General features: G+C 44.3%; 24 protein-coding genes and 1 other annotated feature. Of the genes, 4 read left to right on the forward strand and 20 right to left on the reverse strand.

Translation table 11 applies throughout. The annotated features are described in order from the left end of the window. The first annotated feature begins 86 nt into the window (after positions 1-86). On the forward strand, positions 87-1,541 hold the full coding sequence (locus M0696_RS13885) for an alanine/glycine:cation symporter family protein (protein WP_222143263.1): 1,455 nt from the start codon (positions 87-89) through the stop codon (positions 1,539-1,541). Between the two features lie 40 nt (positions 1,542-1,581). On the opposite strand, the gene M0696_RS13890 is transcribed toward M0696_RS13885, so the two are convergent. From M0696_RS13890 to nadB, 6 genes are all read right to left on the reverse strand, one after another. Beyond that, positions 1,582-2,304, reverse strand: coding sequence for a YebC/PmpR family DNA-binding transcriptional regulator (locus tag M0696_RS13890; protein ID WP_222143264.1), 723 nt, complete (start codon positions 2,302-2,304; stop codon positions 1,582-1,584). 105 nt (positions 2,305-2,409) lie between these two features. Beyond that, positions 2,410-3,012 (reverse strand): YhcN/YlaJ family sporulation lipoprotein, encoded by a 603-nt coding sequence (locus tag M0696_RS13895; RefSeq protein ID WP_166850137.1) that lies wholly within the window; start codon positions 3,010-3,012, stop codon positions 2,410-2,412. 147 nt (positions 3,013-3,159) lie between these two features. After that, complete coding sequence (gene safA / locus M0696_RS13900) at positions 3,160-4,314, reverse strand: spore coat assembly protein SafA (protein WP_248602068.1); 1,155 nt, start codon at positions 4,312-4,314, stop codon at positions 3,160-3,162. 115 nt (positions 4,315-4,429) lie between these two features. Continuing rightward, complete coding sequence (gene nadA / locus M0696_RS13905) at positions 4,430-5,536, reverse strand: quinolinate synthase NadA (protein ID WP_248602069.1); 1,107 nt, start codon at positions 5,534-5,536, stop codon at positions 4,430-4,432. After that, entirely contained in the window at positions 5,523-6,392 is an 870-nt protein-coding gene (gene nadC / locus M0696_RS13910) for a carboxylating nicotinate-nucleotide diphosphorylase (protein WP_248602070.1), read from the reverse strand. Before nadC ends, nadA begins: the two co-directional genes overlap by 14 nt. Continuing rightward, positions 6,346-7,941: an L-aspartate oxidase gene (gene nadB / locus M0696_RS13915; RefSeq protein WP_248602071.1), complete on the reverse strand. Its 1,596-nt coding sequence runs from the start codon at positions 7,939-7,941 to the stop codon at positions 6,346-6,348. The genes nadC and nadB overlap by 47 nt, the downstream gene beginning before the upstream one ends. A gap of 102 nt (positions 7,942-8,043) precedes the next feature. On the opposite strand from nadB, the gene M0696_RS13920 reads away from it, so the two are divergent. Then, a complete protein-coding gene (locus tag M0696_RS13920; protein WP_222143267.1) occupies positions 8,044-9,231 on the forward strand; it encodes an IscS subfamily cysteine desulfurase in 1,188 nt (395 codons plus the stop codon). Continuing rightward, positions 9,191-9,733: a transcription repressor NadR gene (locus M0696_RS13925; protein ID WP_166850118.1), complete on the forward strand. Its 543-nt coding sequence runs from the start codon at positions 9,191-9,193 to the stop codon at positions 9,731-9,733. The genes M0696_RS13920 and M0696_RS13925 overlap by 41 nt, the downstream gene beginning before the upstream one ends. Positions 9,734-9,757: 24 nt before the next feature. Here the strand turns inward: M0696_RS13925 and pheA are convergent, their stop codons facing one another. The 4 genes from pheA to spo0B are packed head-to-tail and all read right to left on the reverse strand — an operon-like array spanning position 9,758 to position 13,028. Continuing rightward, positions 9,758-10,612, reverse strand: coding sequence for a prephenate dehydratase (gene pheA / locus M0696_RS13930; protein WP_248602072.1), 855 nt, complete (start codon positions 10,610-10,612; stop codon positions 9,758-9,760). A gap of 16 nt (positions 10,613-10,628) precedes the next feature. Then, on the reverse strand, positions 10,629-11,072 hold the full coding sequence (gene thrR / locus M0696_RS13935) for a transcriptional regulator ThrR (protein ID WP_003222630.1): 444 nt from the start codon (positions 11,070-11,072) through the stop codon (positions 10,629-10,631). 57 nt (positions 11,073-11,129) lie between these two features. Beyond that, complete coding sequence (gene obgE / locus M0696_RS13940; RefSeq protein ID WP_166850111.1) at positions 11,130-12,416, reverse strand: GTPase ObgE; 1,287 nt, start codon at positions 12,414-12,416, stop codon at positions 11,130-11,132. A gap of 33 nt (positions 12,417-12,449) precedes the next feature. Next, positions 12,450-13,028: a sporulation initiation phosphotransferase Sop0B gene (spo0B, locus tag M0696_RS13945; RefSeq protein ID WP_166850108.1), complete on the reverse strand. Its 579-nt coding sequence runs from the start codon at positions 13,026-13,028 to the stop codon at positions 12,450-12,452. 77 nt (positions 13,029-13,105) lie between these two features. Between spo0B and M0696_RS13950 the strand changes: the two genes are divergently transcribed. Continuing rightward, positions 13,106-13,228, forward strand: coding sequence for a hypothetical protein (locus M0696_RS13950; protein ID WP_138921989.1), 123 nt, complete (start codon positions 13,106-13,108; stop codon positions 13,226-13,228). A 120-nt stretch (positions 13,229-13,348) separates the two neighbouring features. On the opposite strand, the gene rpmA is transcribed toward M0696_RS13950, so the two are convergent. From rpmA to mreB, 10 genes are all read right to left on the reverse strand, one after another. Next, entirely contained in the window at positions 13,349-13,633 is a 285-nt protein-coding gene (gene rpmA / locus M0696_RS13955) for a 50S ribosomal protein L27 (protein ID WP_003222623.1), read from the reverse strand. A gap of 12 nt (positions 13,634-13,645) precedes the next feature. Then, positions 13,646-13,984 carry a ribosomal-processing cysteine protease Prp gene (locus tag M0696_RS13960; RefSeq protein WP_166850088.1) on the reverse strand — a complete coding sequence of 113 codons (339 nt, stop codon included), beginning with the start codon at positions 13,982-13,984 and terminating at the stop codon, positions 13,646-13,648. A gap of 2 nt (positions 13,985-13,986) precedes the next feature. Then, positions 13,987-14,295 carry a 50S ribosomal protein L21 gene (rplU, locus tag M0696_RS13965; RefSeq protein WP_014114650.1) on the reverse strand — a complete coding sequence of 103 codons (309 nt, stop codon included), beginning with the start codon at positions 14,293-14,295 and terminating at the stop codon, positions 13,987-13,989. A 13-nt stretch (positions 14,296-14,308) separates the two neighbouring features. Beyond that, positions 14,309-14,384 (reverse strand) — a sequence feature (ribosomal protein L21 leader region). Between the two features lie 57 nt (positions 14,385-14,441). Beyond that, positions 14,442-15,308, reverse strand: coding sequence for a stage IV sporulation intramembrane metalloprotease SpoIVFB (gene spoIVFB / locus M0696_RS13970; protein ID WP_166850084.1), 867 nt, complete (start codon positions 15,306-15,308; stop codon positions 14,442-14,444). Beyond that, complete coding sequence (gene spoIVFA / locus M0696_RS13975; protein WP_248602073.1) at positions 15,301-16,095, reverse strand: stage IV sporulation protein SpoIVFA; 795 nt, start codon at positions 16,093-16,095, stop codon at positions 15,301-15,303. Before spoIVFA ends, spoIVFB begins: the two co-directional genes overlap by 8 nt. Before the next feature lie 148 nt (positions 16,096-16,243). Further along, a complete protein-coding gene (minD, locus tag M0696_RS13980; RefSeq protein WP_064814411.1) occupies positions 16,244-17,050 on the reverse strand; it encodes a septum site-determining protein MinD in 807 nt (268 codons plus the stop codon). A 1-nt stretch (position 17,051) separates the two neighbouring features. Next, positions 17,052-17,732, reverse strand: coding sequence for a septum site-determining protein MinC (gene minC / locus M0696_RS13985; protein WP_003222613.1), 681 nt, complete (start codon positions 17,730-17,732; stop codon positions 17,052-17,054). A 52-nt stretch (positions 17,733-17,784) separates the two neighbouring features. After that, positions 17,785-18,303 (reverse strand): rod shape-determining protein MreD, encoded by a 519-nt coding sequence (gene mreD / locus M0696_RS13990; protein WP_248602074.1) that lies wholly within the window; start codon positions 18,301-18,303, stop codon positions 17,785-17,787. Further along, positions 18,300-19,172, reverse strand: a complete 873-nt coding sequence (mreC, locus tag M0696_RS13995; protein WP_166850044.1) for a rod shape-determining protein MreC — start codon at positions 19,170-19,172, stop codon at positions 18,300-18,302. Before mreC ends, mreD begins: the two co-directional genes overlap by 4 nt. Before the next feature lie 30 nt (positions 19,173-19,202). Continuing rightward, positions 19,203-20,216 carry a cell shape-determining protein MreB gene (gene mreB / locus M0696_RS14000; protein ID WP_003222607.1) on the reverse strand — a complete coding sequence of 338 codons (1,014 nt, stop codon included), beginning with the start codon at positions 20,214-20,216 and terminating at the stop codon, positions 19,203-19,205. Between the last annotated feature and the right edge of the window lie 61 nt (positions 20,217-20,277).

Below are 20,277 nucleotides of genomic sequence, written 5' to 3' on the forward strand. Positions count from 1 at the left end.
AATGTGACAAATCGATTGTAGAAATAGTTCGATTAGCCCAAAATATTTTTATACATGTAATCGAAATGAAGTGAGGAGGAAGCTTGATGGCAGATTTTGTTACTAGTTTAAACGAGGTCTTATGGAGTACCCCCGTTATTTATATTTTATTGGGAATTGGATTAATTTTTTCTATTTTGACCCGCTTTTTACAAGTCAGACATTTGAAAGAAATGATTGTTTTGATGTTCAAAGGAAAGAGCTCTGAAGCCGGTGTCTCTTCTTTTCAAGCGTTATCGATTGCACTGTCCGGACGAGTGGGGACAGGAAACATTGCGGGTGTGGCGACAGCAATTGCATTCGGCGGACCCGGTGCGGTGTTCTGGATGTGGGCGATTGCCTTTATCGGTGCGGCGAGCGCCTTTGTTGAGTCAACTCTTGCCCAAATTTACAAAGTGAAACAAGGCGGACAATATCGGGGTGGCCCGGCTTATTATATAGAAAAAGGCTTAGGCATTAAGTGGTTTGCCGTCTTATTTGCCGCAGCCGCCCTCATTTCAATGGCCCTTCTGATGCCGGGCGTGCAGTCCAACTCCATTGCGGCTGGCGTCAAAAATGCATTCGGCATCTCTCCTGCCATTACAGGCTGTGTTCTCGTTTTATTATTAGGGTTCATTATTTTTGGCGGCGTCAAACGAATTGCCAGTGCCGCGCAAATGATTGTTCCGTTTATGGCCATTGGCTATATCCTGCTGTCTTTGATCATTATTGCCATGAATGTTTCTGAATTGCCTGCTGTGATCTCATTGATTTTCAAAAGCGCTTTTGCTTTAGATTCCGCTTTTGGCGGCCTGATCGGCATGGCGATTTCCTGGGGGGTCAAACGAGGCATTTACTCAAACGAAGCCGGACAGGGAACAGGCCCCCATCCAGCAGCCGCTGCAGAAGTTTCCCATCCGGTCAAGCAGGGGCTGGTTCAGGCATTTTCTGTTTATATCGACACGCTATTTGTATGTTCCGCTACAGCTTTCATGATCTTGTTTACCGGCATGTACAATACCCAGGCTGCAGATGGTTCCTTTATCGTTCATCAACTTAAAGGCGTAGAGGCGGGGCCCGGTTTCACTCAAGCGGCCATTGACAACGTTCTTCCCGGATTCGGTGCAGGCTTTGTTGCCATCGCTTTATTCTTCTTCGCATTTACAACAATTATGGCGTATTACTATATCGCAGAAACAAATATCGCCTATTTAGCCCGAGGCAGAGAAAGCAAATGGGCAATGTTTGTCTTAAAAGTGATTATTTTAGCCGCGACGTTCTATGGAACTGTGAAAACCGCTTCTCTTGCTTGGGCATTAGGCGATGCAGGACTTGGCATTATGGTATGGCTGAACGTCATTGCGATTGTGCTGCTTGCCAAACCGGCGCTTCTCGCGTTAAAGGATTACGAGCGCCAAAGGAAGCAGGGCTTAGACCCGGTCTTTGATCCGAAAGCGCTAGGCATTAAAAACGCTGAATTTTGGGAGAAAGAATACACACGGGAAAATGAGCGTGTCTCTTGAATATAAAAAAACCGGCCCGATATGACATCGTGCCGGTTTTTTATAAGCGATAATTGGTATACACTTCTTGGACATCATCGTCACCCTCAAGGATGTCGATCAATTTTTCCAGCTTCTCAACAGCCTGATCATCGGCATCTGCATAGGTTTTCGGAAGCATGGTCACCTCTGCCGAAGAAATTGGATAATTCGATTCGAGAGCTGTTTTTACCTCTTCAAAACGCTCGGGATCTGTTATTACCTCATATTGGTCTTCCTCAGTCTGCAGCTCTTCTCCCCCTGCTTCCAGCACATCAAGCATGAGCTCATCTTCTTCTATTTGCCGTTCTGTACGGTCGATTGCAATGAATCCCTTCCGTTCAAATAAAAAGGCTACACATCCGCTTTCTCCCAGACTTCCGCCATTTTTATTAAATGCTGTCCGCACATTTGACGCCGTTCGGTTTTTGTTATCTGTTACACATTCAACCATCACGGCAATCCCTGATGGGCCGTAGCCTTCATAGGTGATTTCCTCATAGCTGCTTCCATCCAGGCTCCCCGCTGCTTTTTTAATGGCACGGTCTATATTGTCATTCGGCATATTGGCGCCTTTTGCTTTTTCGATGACAAGACGCAATGCTGAATTTGCTTCTGGATCAGCTCCACCTTCTTTCGCTGCCACATAGATTTCTTTCGCAAGCTTCATAAATATTTTCCCGCGCTTTGCATCCTGCGCATTTTTTCTTTTTTGTATGTTTTTCCACTTAGAATGGCCTGCCATGTTTTCACCTTCTTTTTACGAATTTTCTATGTACACTTTAATCTGTATTGTTCACTGATGCAAAGAAAAAGGCTGCCGAATATCACTTCCGGCAGCCTTTCATCCTTAGCGAGCGTTCATTTTATGAAGTCTTGTGAACAGCCCTTTATCTGTGGACACTTGAACGTCACGGCCATTCGCATAGTTGCGTGCGGCTTTTGCGACATTATCCCTGTCGGACTTTGTGAAATCGCTGTGGCTTCTGACGGCGACGACTACTCGGTCGTCCGTTACCATCACTTGTGTGTCATTAACATTTTTCACTTGCTTCACACGGTTGGCAATTTTAGCTGCCAGTCTTCTGTTTTCTTGGTTGTCATATCCGTTGTTCGTCGCGTTTCGATTCATGTTTCTGTTATTCGTGTTGTTATATGTTCCGTCAGTTGCCAAAGGAACGCGGTCGTCAGCAGTAACACGGTCACGACGGTCATTTACATTCGTGGTGTTTCGGTTACCGTCGTTTTGGTCCTCCATTAATTCAGTAACAGGTCCGTCATTGTCGACAATTCCTTCTCCCTGTCTGTCAGCGTCATTTTCATTTGTATAATATCCGATTGGACGGGTATTGCCGTTATTGCGCGTATCATTCATAGCATTATCGTTTGCTCCGCATGCTGTTAAGCCGGCTGTCATTAAAATCAAGCTAGCGATCATCACTTTTTTACCCAATGGAAAAACCCCCCGTAGACAAATTGAGCATGTTTGCTCGTTTTTATCATGTGCGTCCGAGGGGCATGTTAAGCGTGTCAGTTCTGTCCATTTGGCGGTAATCTGCGCCGAAACAAAAAAAGGAACGATTTACATCGTTCCGAACAATCACTCATTTTCTTCTTCCGGCCGGCCAAACATTTGGTTTACAGAAGGCTGATTCGCCATTGGCATAGAAACTCCGGCCGCATATGGATTTGGATTCGCTCCGCCGTAAGGCATATTAGGGGTTCCATAAGCTCCGAGTCCCGAATAGCCAGGTGCGGAAAAATATGGCTGATGATCATCGTCACAGCCGCAGTCGTCATGGCCTTTGTACGGCATGTATCCTGGGGCCGCTGCCGGCTGGTATGCACCCATCACTTGGGGAGTGCCATAAGGGCCATACGGCATATGTCCATACGGAGATCCATAAGCCGGAGATGCGTATTGAGGCGCTCCGTATGAACCGAAATGTCCGTGATGGCTGTTTTCATGATGCTGGTTTTCATAATGACCCGGATCATACTGAGGCGACACAAAGCTTGGCTGGTATCCATGCTGCGGATACATTGGGTAAGCATGTGGAAAGTACGGGTAGCATAATCCTGACCCTGGAAGAATTGGTGAAACAGGAACCGGACATGGCACGAAATGAGCCGGATAATGATGGAAAGGCTGAACAGCCGGCATATTCGGGACTGTATGATGAACGTTTTCTTCTTCCATACCGCCTACCTCTGGCGCCTTTGGCATATTAGGCATATTCGGATAATTTGCATTTTCCATATTACTCATAGCCTCCTGTTGTGGAAATTGATCTTGGTCTTGCATGTGATACATATGATCCATATTTCCGTCATGATGTTTTTTCGGCTCCTCCGGTTTAGGAGGCGACCAAGGCTGGAAAAGCTGTTTCATATCATAATAATCGTTCACATCAGCTTCGGGATACACATTTTCCTGCAGATTAGGCATCGGCGGGACATACGGCATAGACTTCTTTTCTTTCGGCTTTGTGTCTTCTACGTCGACAACGGATTTAGGCTTCTCTTTCGCATATGGATGATCTTGCTTCACACTCCCGGCCGCCGGACTTTTGCCCGCTTTTGGCTCTTTTCTGACCGGGACACCTTCAGACGGCACTTTTATTTTCATTCCAGGCATGATTAAGTCTGGATTGCTGAGCTGTGTATTAAGCTTCTTCACTTCCTCAATATCAACTCCGTACTTTTCAGCTATTTTCAAGAGCGAATCGCCTTTTTGAACGATATGGATTTTCAACGTTTTCCCCTCCTATGCAAAACGTGAACAGTTCAGCTGTGATTACAATATGTTTCTTCACAACATATGCCTGAACAAAAGAAGTTATGAGTACAGGAGGGGAAATATTTCTGATTTACGTGATCGAAAGCATTCGATTCAGGGCAAGGAGGGCATCTTGCTGAATGGCTTTTGGCACCTTGATCACGCCTGAAGGTTCTCCTTTTTCTATTAGTTCCAAAGACCACAGTAAATGCGGCAAATCGATTCGATTCATTGTCAGACACGGGCACATATCAGGATTGAGTGATTCGATTTGTTTATCAGGGTGATCGTGAATGATCCGCTGGACAAGATTCATTTCTGTTCCGATTGCCCACTTGCTTCCCGCCGGAGCCTGGTTGATTGTATCGATAATATATTTTGTTGATCCGCTGTCGTCACTTAGCATCACGACTTCATGTGAGCATTCAGGATGCACAATGATCCGAATGTCAGGATCACGGTCCCTTACATCTTGGATATTTTTCGCGGTGAATTTTTCGTGAACAGAGCAATGCCCTTTCCACAAAATTACTTTCACATTCTTATGATCAAATTCAGTCACTAATTCATCTTTCATCGGATCCCACACAGCCATATCCTCAAGTGCGATACCCAGATCATATGCCGTATTTCTCCCTAAATGCTGATCAGGCAAAAATAAAATTCGTTTTTTCTGTGTAAACGCCCACTCAAGCACTTTTTTCGCATTCGAAGAAGTTACAGTCGCTCCGCCATGCTTACCGACGAAAGCCTTGATCTCCGCAGTGGAGTTCACATAAGTTAAAGGTATGATCGTATCTCCAAATATATGCTGAAGCTTCTCCCACGCCCTATTGGTCTGCTGCATGTCAGCCATGTCGGCCATAGAACATCCTGCTCTCATATCAGGCAGGATGACTGTTTGTTCCTCTCCTGTCAGCATATCAGCGGTCTCTGCCATAAAGTGCACGCCGCAAAAAACAATATAATCCGCTTCTTTGTTTTTTTCCGCAATTTGGGCCAGCTGCAGGGAATCGCCTGTTTGGTCAGCAAATTGTATCACTTCATCTTTTTGATAATGATGGCCTGGTATAAAGAGCCTGCTGCCGAACTTTTTCTTAATGGCTGCAACACGCGTTTCCATGTCCTTTCTCGATATTTCTTTATAACCTTCAGGCATCATATCATTCGATTGTTTTATCACATCAAGAATTGACATAACGGCATTCCTCCACAGATTCATTTGATAATGTAACATCCATACTGATATCTAAACTTTTGACGGAATGAGTCAGAAACCCTAATGAAATATAATTCACGCCCGTCCCTTTAAAAGCAGCCAAAGATTCTAACGTAATCCCGCCCGAAGCTTCAGTTTTTATATGGTTCGGTGTGAGATTCGCAAAATGACAGACCTTGTCAGGCGGGCAATTGTCAAACATAATAACATCTGCGCCTGCTTCAATTGCTTCCCGGAGCTGTTCCTCCGTTTCAATTTCCACCTCAATATTTACCATATGGCCGACGGCCTGACGCGCTTTTTGGCATGCTTCTAAAATAGAGCCGCATGCTGCAATATGATTGTCTTTAATCATGACGCCGTCATACAAGCCGAATCGATGATTATACCCGCCACCCGCTCTGACAGCATACTTTTCCAGCATTCTCAGCCCCGGTGTTGTTTTTCTCGTGTCACAAATTTTTATCTGTTCATCATCCAGCCTACGAACAGCCTCCCTTGTCATCGTCGCAATTCCTGACAGCCTCTGAATAAGATTTAATACGACCCGCTCTCCCGAAAGAAGCGCTGCCGCCGGACCGCGTAACACGGCAATCACTTCACCTTTTCGCAAAATGTCCCCATCTGTTTTGTGTAAAATGGTTTGAACATTTTTATCTAATAAAGTAAAGCCTTCTTTTATCACTGCAGCTCCAGCAAAGATGCCGTCTGACTTTGCAACAATCTCCGCTGCACAGCTCTGTTCTCCAAAGATAGACTGTGATGTAAGATCCCCCATGCCTATATCCTCAAGAAAAAAGTGATTCAGCAATTTTTTCAGCTGTAAATGATTCATTTTTCCAAATCCCCTCGTTTTTTCTAATCTTCGTTCCCTTTTTTGTATGGACAATTTGTCTTCCTTGCCAGCGCACATCAGCTTGAGGAAAATCGGTGCGGAAGTGAGCCCCTCTGCTTTCCTCCCGCAAAAGCGCAGAAGATGTCATCAGCTTTGCCGCCTGCCATAAATGAGAAAGCTCCAGCTGAGGTATTGTGATATCCTTCACATTCACTTCCTGAAAAGGCAGCATATGAAGCCAGTTGCTCAGCTCAATCAGACTGCCTTGTTTCCTCAATATAGACATGTAGCTTGTCATTCTGCTTTGCAATTCATACAGCTCTGTATTCGGCACCTCGTAGGTTACACTGGTTTCTGATAATGATTGATATTGCCTGTTATAAACCGGTTTTTGCATAATATGCTCAGCTGCTCTTTTTCCAAACACCAGCGCTTCCAATAAGGAATTGCTCGCAAGCCGATTTGCTCCATGTAAACCGGTACATGCGGTCTCGCCAATTGCATAAAGACCCGGCACTGTCGTTTCCCCCCAGTGATTAACTGAAACACCTCCCATTAAGAAGTGCATACCCGGGGCAACAGGTATTTTTCCGTTTTGGAGATCAACTCCTGCTTTTTCACAAATAGCGGTGATGGTAGGGAAACGTGCTTCGAAATCAGAAATCGCACTGCAGTCGATATAAACGCGGTTTCCTTTTACCGTTTCTTCATGAATAACCCGTGAGACAATATCCCTTGGAGCCAAGTCACCTAAAGAATGCCGTCCAGCCATAATCCGGCGGCCGTTTTCGTCTACTAAATATCCGCCTTCCCCTCTGACAGCTTCTGAAACAAGGCCGCATGTAACACCGTTTTTCACAAGTAGTGTCGGGTGAAACTGAGTAAACTCTAAATCAGTTAATTCCGCTCCGGCCCGGTAAGCTAAAGAAAGGCCGTCACCTGTGACAGATGGATCATTCGTATGATGAAGAAACAGGCTGCCGCAGCCGCCAGCCGCCAGCACAACTTCATCCGCGTGTCTTACCTTGATCTGTCCCTGGCTGTCTTTTGTCATGACGCCGATACAGCGCCCATTCTCAACAAGCAAATCAGCTGCTGTTTCATGCTCGATTAACTCGATTTTGCTGTCGATCTGTTTCAGCAAATAATCAACAAGCAGTCTGCCGGTTGCGTCTCCGCCCGCATGGAAAATGCGGTTGTATGAGTGGGCTCCTTCTCTGCCAAGACAAACATCGCCCTGTTCATTGCAGTCGAATGGAAATTCACTCTCCAATAGGCTTTGAATCATGATTTTTCCATCATGTAAAACGTCTGCTGCAATAGCTAGATCGTTATGTCCGCATCCTGCATATAACGTATCCTCCAGATGGGCTTCAATCGAGTCACCTTTTGCATACGCCGCAGCAATCCCGCCTTGCGCATAGACAGAGTTGCTATTTTTGACGCTTTTTTTTGTGATGACAGTCACTTTGTATGAGGGCGGGAAAGCTGACGCTAAAGAAAGTGCCGCCGCCCCTGAACCGATGACTGCAATCGTCTTTTTAGACATATGCCACCCTCCTGTCGTTTACACCTGTCTTGACACCTATATTTACACAAGGATAAAATAAACTCAAGAGTTTTTTATGGAGAACGGATGGAGGAAGACCAGATGATTTATTTAGATTATGCAGCGACAACGCCTATTTGCGAGGAAGCCCTTAACGTATATCAGAAGCTCAGCATGGATATGTACGGAAATGCCAGCAGCCTGCATGATGCGGGAGGAAAAGCAAAGCACATACTGGAGTACTGCCGTGAAAAAATCGCCGACATCATTGGCGGAGAAGCAAACGGCATCTATTTTACAAGCGGCGGCACTGAATCCAATTTTCTAGCCATTCAATCATTACTAAACGGCCTGCCAAATACAAAAAGACATTTCATTACGACTGCCATGGAACATCAGTCCATTCATAGCTGTGCTGCTTTTCTAAAACAGCATGGATTTGATGTAACGATCATTGAACCGAATGAATATGGACTTATTACCGAGGAAATATTAGCAGCTCATATCCGGCCGGAAACAGGCCTGGTATCTATTCAGCATGCCAACTCTGAAACTGGGATCATTCAGCCTATTCAACGCCTGTCTTCATACCTGCACAAAAGGGGTATTCTTCTTCATTGCGACGCTGTTCAAACATTCGGGAAAATCCCGATCAATACAAAAGAGCTGGGGGTGGATGCACTCTCAGTGTCCAGCCATAAAGTCCACGGTCCTAAAGGAGTGGGTGCGGTCTATATTCACCCAGGTGTCCCTTGGAAACCCGTTTACCCTCTCATTACTCACGAACACGGATTCAGAGCCGGCACCGTGAATGTCCCCGGAATCGGTGCCTTTACTGCCGCTGCAGAGCTGATCATAAACGAAATGGATAAACAGATATCCCGCAATAAGACATTAAGAACACACTTTTTAGAGCAAATCAGCATTCGGTCTCTCCCTGTAACCCTTGTGGCAGACCCTGTACAAACGGAATGTCTTCCGCATATTATCGGGTGTTTTTTTCACTCATTTGAAGGACAATATGTTATGTTAGAATGTAATCGAAGTAATATTTGCATTTCAACGGGCAGCGCTTGTTCTGCAGGTTATCACGGTCCGTCTGCAACGATGAAGGCATTAAGAAAAACAGAAAAAGAAGCGTTGCAATTTATCCGCATCTCTTTTGGAAGGCATACAACAGCTGAACAGCTGGATAAGTTATTACATACGTTTACAGCGCTTTGGGAGCAAAAGAAAGGAGAATTTAATATTGACCGAAGAACTAAAGCTTATGGGCGCCAACAGGCGTGACCAGCTTCTTCTGTGGCTGAAGGAATCTGCATCACCGCTGACAGGAGGGGAACTCGCAAAAAAAGCGAACGTTTCAAGACAAGTAATTGTTCAGGATATTTCGCTCTTGAAAGCGAAAAATGAACCGATCATCGCCACAAGCCAAGGATATGTATACATGGATGCAGCCGCTCAGCAGCACCAGCAGGCAGAAAGAATCATAGCTTGTCTGCACGATCCTGAACGGACAGAAGAGGAACTGCAGCTCATCGTGGACGAAGGTGTTACAGTAAAAGACGTAAAAATCGAGCATCCCGTATACGGAGATTTAACTGCAGCCATCCAAGTAGGCACCCGGAAGGAAGTTAGCAATTTCATAAAAAAAATTAATTCTACGAACGCTGCCTATTTATCACAGCTGACTGACGGCGTGCATCTCCATACACTGACAGCACCTGATGAACACCGCATCGATCAGGCCTGCCAAGCACTCGAGGCAGTCGGTATTTTAATTAAAGACTAAAAAAAGCCCTTTATTGGGCTTTTTTTATAATTGGTAGGACTGATATGCACCAAGAAGTTTCACTTTGCAGCCCAGTGCTTCGAGCTCCTGCATGGCACCTGGAATCAATACCTCATCAAACGCTTTCTCAATATCAATAATAAAGAAATAATGGCCCAATCCGGTCTTAGTCGGACGTGACTCAATTTTTGACAAGTTTAAGTTTCTCCAAGAAAAAGCAGACAGCACTCTGTGCAGCGCCCCTGATTCATCCTGAGGTAGCATTACCATTAGGGTTGTTTTGGGCCTTGAACTCAATTTGGAATTCACTTCAAAAGATATGTTTTCATCAGGAGCCAGGATAACAAATCTCGTATGATTGTCCCTATAATCCTGTATATCTCGTTTCACGATTTTTAATTCGTATGTAGAAGCTGCCATGTCATTGGCAATGACACCGATATTCAGCTCAGGATGGCCACTGACAAATTTTGCTGCCGCCCCAGTTGAATTGGCGTATTCATATGGAACAGAAGGAAATTGGCGATGGAGAAATTTATGACATTGCGCAATCGCATGTGAGTGCGAGTAAATTTTGTCGAGCTCTTTCCATGCATTCTCTCTGGAAGGATGGACAAGCAAGTGCTGATGAATCGGCAATGTCATTTCACCCACGATTGGCAAGGGCTGTTCATGTATTAAATAGTCTATCGTTAAATTTACTGATCCTTCTAATGCATTCTCTAAAGGAACAAAAGCGAAATCAACTTCGCCTGCAACTGCCGCATCTATGCACTCCGGTATGGTTCGGTAAGCAACATGTTCGGCGCCGTTTTGAAAACAAGAACTGACTGCTAGATGTGTGAATGTAGCTGCTGGACCTAAGTAACCGACTTTCATGACAATATTCTCTCCCTTATGCACCTGAACCTAATATTTCAACCTTTTCTACAAAATCAAACTTCCTGAGCTTATTCATTAACGTATGAATGTCCTCTTCCATGGCAGACGTGCTGATAGACAGTGTCACATTTGCTCTGCCCTGAAGCGGAATGGTCTGGTGAATGGAAAGAACGTTGCTTCCAGAATCCGCTACCGCCTGCAGGAGCTGGGATAACGCACCTGACCTATCCTCCAAATGAAAGAAAAGTGTGATAATTTGCTCTTTAACCATAGTGTAGAACGGAAAAACAGCATCTCTGTATTTATAAAACGCACTTCTGCTTAAATCGACCTTTTGAACGGCATCTGCCACTGAATCTGCTTTTTTTCGGTCAAGCAGCTTTTTGACTTCCAATGTTTTTCTCATCGCATCGGGCAATACATCTTCACGGACAAGATAAAATGTCTCCTCTTTCATTTGCATCCCCCCTTTAAAATAGAGAGCCTGACATCCAGGCTCTCCTTTTTGCCATCATTAATCAATAAATTCAAATTCGAATTCCAGAAGCCTGATAATATCTCCATCCTTGGCTCCGCGTTCTCTGAGTGCTTCATCAACACCCATTCCGCGCATTTGTCTTGCAAACCGTTTAACCGATTCATCACGTGAGAAATCAGTCATCTTGAAGAGCCGCTCAAGGCTGTCTCCTGAAAGCACAAATACACCGTCTGGATCGCGTGTAATGTCAAATGGCACTTCTTCATTTTCAATCGTGTACATAACGCGGTTTTGTGTAAGCTCTTCCTCGTCATACAGCGGGAATTCCGGCGTGTTCTCCAGCTGATTGGCGACTTCAAACAGAAGCTCACGAAGGCCTTCTCTTGTCACCGCACTGATCGGGAATACCGGGTAATCATCCGTCAGCTTTTCTTTAAAGGCTTCAAGATTTTCCGCAGCCTGCGGCATGTCCATTTTATTTGCAACAATAATTTGCGGACGCTCCGTGAGACGCAGATTGTACTCGCTCAGTTCCTGGTTAATCGTCACATAATCCTCATACGGATCGCGGCCTTCCAAGCCAGACATGTCAATAACGTGAACAATAACCCGCGTCCGTTCAATATGGCGCAAAAACTGGTGGCCAAGTCCGACGCCTTGGTGTGCGCCTTCAATCAGCCCCGGCAAATCGGCCATAACAAAGCTGCGTCCATCATCCGTTTCAACCATGCCGAGATTCGGGACAAGCGTTGTAAAGTGATAGTCCGCAATTTTCGGCTTTGCAGATGAGACAACAGACAGCAAAGTGGATTTTCCAACACTCGGGAACCCGACAAGTCCGACATCCGCAAGCACTTTTAATTCAAGAACAACATAGCGTTCTTTTCCCGGTTCACCGTTTTCTGAAAGCTGAGGCGCGGGATTAGCCGGTGTAGCAAAGCGGGAATTCCCTCTTCCGCCTCTTCCGCCCCTTGCGATGACAGCCTGCTGCCCGTGCTCTGTTAAATCAGCGATGACCTGCTTTGTATCATCGTCTGTCACAACAGTGCCTGGCGGAACTTTAATGACCATATCATCAGCATTTCGCCCGTGCTGGTTTTTGGACATGCCATGCTCGCCGCGAATCGCTTTAAAGTGTTTTTTGTATCTAAAGTCCATCAAGGTACGGAGACCTTCGTCCACTTCAAAAACGACGTCTCCTCCCTTTCCTCCGTCACCGCCGGCAGGGCCGCCTTTCGGCACATATTTTTCACGGCGAAACGCAACCATCCCGTTGCCTCCGTCGCCGCCTTTTACATATACTTTGACCTGATCTACAAACATAATGTCCTCCGTTCTAAACCGTTAAAAACTCCGCTAGTCCAACCCAATTTCAATCAGACATTCGTGACTTGTGATCTCAAAACGCAAGATATCAACGTCCTCATATCCATTCTGCCGAATATCATCAAAAGCAGATGGATCGGCAAAGGCGCCGTGAAAATCAAGGTACAGAATCAGCTTTCTGTCAGGATGATCCGTTTGCAGCGAAACCGTTAAATGATTTTCGCTCTCTCTGCTGACTGCTTGATCAAACAGATAAAACAGCTTTCTCATCAGTTTCGCCAGCATTTGATCATAAGCCGACAAATCCTTAATTTCTCCAAGAACTTCATATTCAAGCGTCATATAATGAGTTTTCCAATTAAACGTAAGAAAATCAAACGCCAAATGCGGTGTTTTCAGGTTTGAGAGCTTTGATTCGTGCTTTGCGTCTATAACCATTTCTTCAATCATTTCAAAGACGCGGTCATACTTCTGCAAGCTTAAGTTTCCTTTAATCAGCTGCAGCTTATTCATCCAATCATGCCGAGAATGGCCGAGCAGATGAATCAGTTCGTTTGTTAATGCCGTGTCGCTTATATTTTCTTCTTGATTTTTTGAAACATCCTTCATTTTCGCACTCCCAATCATTTAATTTCTTATTTAGGAGTCTGTATAAGTGTGTATTATGAATTATAACAGAGAAGGCTTTGTTAGAAAAACAATTGTTTTTCCCAGAAATATCATGTTCCTTTTTTCTGACTATGGTTGATTTGCAGCCAGGCAGAACATTTTATGTATTACTGCTTGGGGAACATATCCAGTGGGTTTGAGATGTTTATTCTCATTCTTGGCGGGGTCTGCTCGCACATACTCTGCATTTCATTCTTGGTGTTTACTCCGCATATTGCAAAAAAAACTCCAGTCATCATCGACCGGAGTTTTTTGAATCATTATTGAGCTACAGGATATACGCTCACTTTTTTGCGGTCACGGCCGAAACGTTCGAATTTAACAGTTCCGTCGATTTTCGCAAATAGAGTGTCATCTCCGCCGCGGCCCACGTTTTCACCTGGGTAAATTTTTGTTCCGCGTTGACGGTAAAGGATAGAACCGCCTGTTACGAATTGACCGTCAGCACGTTTAGCACCTAAACGTTTAGCCTCAGAGTCACGTCCGTTCTTTGTAGAACCTACTCCTTTTTTAGAAGCGAAAAACTGAAGATCTAATCTAAGCATGTAGCTCACCTCCTATATTATGTTTGTGGTCACACGCAAGTTATCTTTGTAATCCCGTTCGATTGTCTCCAGCGAAACAACCATGCCTTCAATCAGCAGCTGAGCTTTTTGACGCACCTCCGGATCAAGAGATTCAGGGAATTCAAAGTAAAAATAACCCCCGTCCTCCCCTATATCAAGAAGCGGCTCGAAGCCCGCGAGCACAATGACCGCGTTAACGGCTCCAAACACAACGGCTGTCACTCCGGCACAAACAAGATCTTGTCCATGTTCAGCAAAATTCGCATGGCCCGTCATTTCAAAAGACAATATGCCTTTATCATGAGACCTTCTGATTGTTGCCTGAATCATGCTTACGCGTTGATTTTTTCGATCGTCACTTTAGTGTAAGGCTGACGATGACCCTGTTTTTTATGAACGTTTTTCTTTGGTTTGTATCTGAAAACAGTGATTTTTTTCGCGCGACCTTGTTTTTCAACTTTAGCCGTTACTGTTGCGCCTTCAACTGTAGGGTTGCCGACTTTCACGTTGTCTCCGCCAACAAACAAAACGTCTTCAAAAGTAACTGTTTCACCTGCTTCAGCAGCAAGTTTTTCGATGAAAACAGTTTGGCCTTCTTCAACTTTGATTTGTTTACCGCCTGTTTTAATGATTGCGTACATTCTCTGCACCTCCTATTAGACTAAGACTCGCCAGATACCAGGGGGCTGTAAAAGCTCTTAACACCTGTACTGAGCGGTTGTAGCAATGGTGCTACATCCATAACATTAAAAAATATACCAAAATACAAGGTGTTTGTCAATCAATTTTAGTAAGGCAGCAGCAGTTCCTCCATAGAGGAATTCGTCCGCTTATCGGCAAAGTAAGCATGGAGCACTTCATTCTCGTCAAGCTGGCTGAGCTTTTGGCCTGATTTCTCTACTATAATCGGATGTTTACAGCCGCGTTTGAACTCTGCCATCACATGATAGACTTTGTCCTCTGCCTTTACAGTCAGCGGCAGCAGTTTTTCAAGCTCACGGTTTTTTCCATAATACCTTTCAAGGAGAAATCTCACATGGATATAATGCCTTTGCCTGTATTCCTCGAACAAAGAAACAGCGAGAAAGACAAACAAAACCCATGCGCTGATTTGCAGAGGAATCACAAATAAAACCCAGCACCCGAGCAACAGGCAGAAGCAGAGCGACGTTTTTAAGTTGAGCCGGTGAGCCTTTTGAAAAGGCAGCTGTTTGGAAAACAGCAAAAACAACAGTTTTCCGCCGTCAAGCGGCCAGATCGGCAGCAGATTCACAAATAAAATAGAAAGATTATAAAAGGTGAAGAGTTCAAAGGTATGCTGATGAATCACCGAGAATTCTGCAAGCATCCAGGCAGCAAGCTGAAGCCAAATGTGCTGAAGAGGGCCGGCAATAATCACCGCAAACTCTTCCTTTAACGGCCGATTCCCGTGCTCTTCCACTTCCACCGTTCCGCCGAACGGCAGCAAAAAAACACGCTTGATTCTCCAAGAAAAAAACACGGCCAGAGCAGCATGCCCCAGCTCATGGACCAGTACAATCAGGAGCAGACATAATAATGCTTTCACATGGCCTGTGATCAGCCCAAGCGCCGCGATAATCCAAAGAAAAGGATGCACATGAATCTTCAAGATAAGGTCAAGCCATTTATTCAAATGAAATCACCTGAATCGGATCAATAAATTTATCGCCGTCTTTCATGGCAAAATAATAGACCCCTTTATTATGATCATCAAGTTTAATTGAGCCGAGTTTTTTTCCTTTATCTACAAAATCATATAAAGCAACATCCACATCTTTGAGCTCGCCATAAATACTATAGGTATTGTCAGCGTGCTGCACCTTAACTGTCAGTCCCGTCTGGCTGTCTTTGCTGACTTCAACTACATAGCCTTCTTTTATGCTATCAATTGCATCGCTGCTTGTTTCAACTTTAATCCCTTCCCCGTTGTCCTGAAAATCCTGCTGTACTTTCCCAGATGCAGGCGCGACCAAGTCTTGGCCCACTTCAACCTGCTCTTCCTTATTTTTATGTTCAGGAGCCAGAAAAGCGAGCGGATTGCCGAATTTCGTTTCAAACCAATGGCTTGCTGAAGCAAATTGAAATTCATTTTCGAAGGTTTTGGCAACAGCGGGTTTAATCTGGCTGACCGGCCCAATGTTTGTTTTATAGGCTATGGCGGAAACGAGAACAATGCAGGCCGACAGAAGACATTTCAGGATAATTGAATCTGTTTTAACCAAAGGGTGCTTTCCGTTGAATGTTGAAATGTTATCTTCATAGACCGGAAGAGTTCCATGCTTTTCCTGATCCGATACCATTACCCAAGACGGGGGTTTCTGCTTTTCAGAAACTGTCTGAGTAGAGAAACGTTTTGAGCCGGAAAGATGTTTTCTTCTTTTCTCTAATCGTTTTCTGATTTCATCTGCTCTGTGACTCATTGCCATCATCCTTTGCATTCGTTGGGTTTGTACATGATATGTCTTGTCCATGGCAAATATTCGTTATCCTCAAGCACAAAGCAGACAAAAACAAAAAAACCTGACACAGCATTTGCTTTGTCAGATTCTTCTCTTTGATTCTATCACATTAAGATCTTACTCCGAAAAATGATTTAATCTTAGCCATCATTCCTTTGTTTTGCTCTTCAAGCACCTGCAAAGGAACAGATTCGCCTAAGATGCGGCGGGCAATATTGCGATATGCAATGGAAGCTCGATTTTTCGAATCCATTGCAATCGGTTCGCCATGGTTGGAAGCTTTAATGACTTCATCATCATCAGCCACGATTCCGAGCAAATCGATCGACAAATGCTGTACGATTTCGTCGATATCCATCGTGTCACCGTTTTTCATCAGGTGATTTCTGATTCTGTTTACAACGAGCCGCGGCGGTTCAATATTTTCCTCTTGCTCCAGCAGCCCTATAATACGGTCAGCATCACGAACAGCTGAGATTTCAGGCGTTGTGACCACAATCGCTTTATCAGCTCCGGAAACGGCATTTTTGTATCCTTGCTCAATTCCGGCAGGACAGTCTATGATGACATAATCAAATTCCTGTTTGAGCTCTTGAACCATATTTTTAATTTGTTCAGGAACAACGGCTGTCTTATCGCTCGTTTGAGCAGCGGGCATTAAATAGAGCAGATCATCGAAACGTTTGTCTTTTACAAGCGCCTGATGCATTTTGCATCTTCCCTCTACAACGTCTACTAGATCGTAAATAATTCTATTTTCGAGACCCATTACAACATCAAGGTTGCGCAGTCCTATATCAGTATCTAATAAGCATACACGCTTCCCTAAAATGGCTAAGGCGGTACCGAGGTTAGCAGATGTTGTCGTTTTACCTACTCCGCCTTTTCCCGAAGTTATTACGATAGCCTCACCCAATTCACATTCCTCCCTCAAGCCTTGTTAGATCAGGTCTTAAATGAGCCAAATGTTGAAGGCGTTCAATGACCATATTTCCGTCTGTATCTAAATAAGCACATTCCATTTCGTTCCCTTTTTGAATGTGGTCTGGGGAGCGATTTAACACGTGATTGATTCTTAATTGTGTCGGCAGCATTTCAGAGGCGGCGATGACCGCTTGATTATTTCCGTTGAATCCAGCATGCGCGATTCCTTTCAATGAGCCAAGAACAAAAATGTTCCCTCCAGCCATTACTGTTCCGCCTGGATTCACGTCACCGATCAGGAGCAAGTCGCCTTTCACCTGCAGCACTTGGCCTGAACGGACAATCTTTGAAACAGAAATAATTTCAGCTTCCTCTTTCATACGCTGTGCTTCTTTTTTAGTAATGACTTCACTGTCAATAGAATGAACAAACAAATCTTTCTTTGACGCAATCAATTCGGTCAGCTGTTCCTCTTGCTCCTTATATAAAAAGCGATTTCCCAGCTTAACATGGACGCTGATTTTCTGGCCTTTTCCATCCGTATATTGTTCAATTGACAGCATATTCTGAAGACCATCGAGAAGCTCATCAAAAGAACACGCATCATCCAGATGCAATGTTAATCCATTCTTTGTTCCTTTTATTGTTACATATTGCTGCTTTTTGGTCTTCACAATATTCACCTCAACAACATACTCATTTCGTCAAAAAAAGATAAAATCCTTTTTACTCATCTCTCAATTCTTTCTTTAGACTCATAAAAAACAATCTAAATGGCAGAACCAGAATAAGAGCCGCTACAATATTTAATAAAATTGTCGGTATAAAGCGATCAAGCACAAACCCGTTAAACGTCATGATGTCCTTATGAATCAACGACTGAATGCCGAATACGTAAAGTTCGAGCAGGCAGACAGCTAGAACTGCTATCAATATCACTACAAATGCGTTTGTGTGCAGCACTTTAAACGCTTTTGAAGCCAAATAGCATAACCCGGCAAAACCAAACATATAAACGCCTAATAGACTTGTATAGTTCATGTCATATAGAAGGCCAAAAATAAATCCGTAAATCATCGCGTGTTTTTGGTTGACGAAAGCTGACATAAATATCAGTACAACCATCAGAAAACGCGGGGCAAGCACCTGATCATCTGTAACGAACGGAAAATGCACCAGATCTGTAAAAATGCTTTCCGCAGAAAAAACAAGCATCATAACGAAAGGGAGAAGGAAACGTTTCACGATCCTTCCTCCTCTGTATCGACAGTCGGCAAATCACGGTTAACAACGATCACATTATTTAAATCGGTAAGGTCTGCAGCAGGTTTTACATAAGCAACTTTCGTTAATCCATAGGAATCTGACTCGATATCAGTCACTTCACCGATTGTCAGCCCCTCAGGGAAAACACCGCCTGTGCCTGACGTTTCAATAAGATCGCCTTTTTTCACGTCTTGTTTATCCTTACGCTCAATAATTGTCATCTTAAGACGTTTTTTCTCTTTGTCATATCCTTCGATCAGGCCGTAGCCTTTGCTGCCTTTTTTTCCTGAAATTTTCGTCGCGACTCTGTTATTGCGGTCAGTATCGCTTAAAAGCTGAACAGTAGACGTAAAATTATTAAGACCGGAGCTTTTGATCTTGCCGATTAATGCGCCTTTTTCGTTTGTTACAGCCATATCTTTCGCTACGTTTTGCTGAGTCCCCTTATTAATCGTGACCTGTTTCGCCCAATTATCCGGGCTTCTGGCAATGACCGTTGCTAAAATCGGCTTGTAATCTTTAATCGATTTGACATGGCCAAGCTCGTCACGCAAGGATTTGTTTTCTTCTTCAAGTTCTTGAAGCTTGGCTTCATATTGTGTCTGTCCGTCAAGCTTCTCTCTCAGACGCTCGTTTTCTTTGTATGTGTTTTTTAAATCATTAATGTTCTCAAATATCCCTGCAAAAAATTCGGCAGGCGTATGAAAAATATTTTGAAATACTCCCGTCGTATCGCCGATCACTTTCTCAGGCCAGGTGGTATTGCGGCCGCCCTTCAGCGAAAATCCAATCATAGCCACCAATATGATAATACACAGAAGTAATAGCATTAACCGTTTATTCGGCATCGTGTTACACCTCTTCTATTGAACTCCCGATTATCTAGTTTTTCCTTTGAAAAGATGGATGTGCTCCAGTGCTTTCCCTGTTCCGATCGCTACACAATCAAGCGGGTCTTCGGCGATAAGGACCGGCATTTTTGTTTCTTCGCTGATGACTTTATCCAAATTGCGAAGAAGAGCTCCGCCGCCGGTTAACACAATACCTCTGTCCATGATATCTGCTGCAAGCTCAGGCGGTGTTTTTTCAAGTGTGCTCTTCACTGCTTCAACAATTGTAGACACAGTGTCGCGCAGAGCATTAGAAATTTCTTTTCCTGTAATTTCGATTGTTTTCGGCAGACCTGTCAGTAAATCGCGTCCGCGGATTTCCATTTTATCGGATTCTTCAGGAGCTTCTGCAGATCCGATCTCCATTTTAATCGCTTCAGCCGTACGGTCACCGATCATCAGGTTGTACGTTTTTCTGATGTAGTTGATGATCGCATCATCCATCTCATCACCGGCTACGCGGATCGATTGAGAGGTTACAATGCCTCCGAGGGAAATAATCGCAACCTCTGTCGTACCGCCCCCGATATCAACAACCATGCTTCCAGTCGGCTCCCAAACTGGCAGATTTGCCCCGATCGCTGCGGCAAACGGCTCTTCAATCGGATACGCGTCACGCGCTCCCGCCTGTCTAGTCGCATCGATGACAGCGCGTTCCTCAACAGCCGTAATACCTGATGGAACACAAACCATCACATATGGTTTTCTAGCAAACATGCCTTTATTTTTAATGGCCTGATTGATGTAATATTTCATCATCGTCGCCGTTGTTTCATAATCAGCGATAACGCCGTCTTTCATCGGGCGAAGAGCCACCACGTTGCCCGGTGTCCGTCCGATCATATTTTTCGCATCATTTCCGACAGCAACAATCGACTTCGTATCCGTTTGCAAAGCGACAACTGACGGCTCTCTCACAACAATTCCTTTTCCTTTTACAAAAACAAGCGTATTCGCAGTTCCAAGATCTATACCAAGGTCTCTTGCACCAATTCCAAACATATGTATGTATCTTCCTTTCTTAAAGCAAAAATACCCTAAAGGGAAAAACTCATAAACTCTA

The sequence above is a fragment of the Bacillus rugosus genome, from assembly GCF_023238245.1.
Taxonomy (GTDB): Bacteria; Bacillota; Bacilli; order Bacillales; family Bacillaceae; genus Bacillus; species Bacillus rugosus.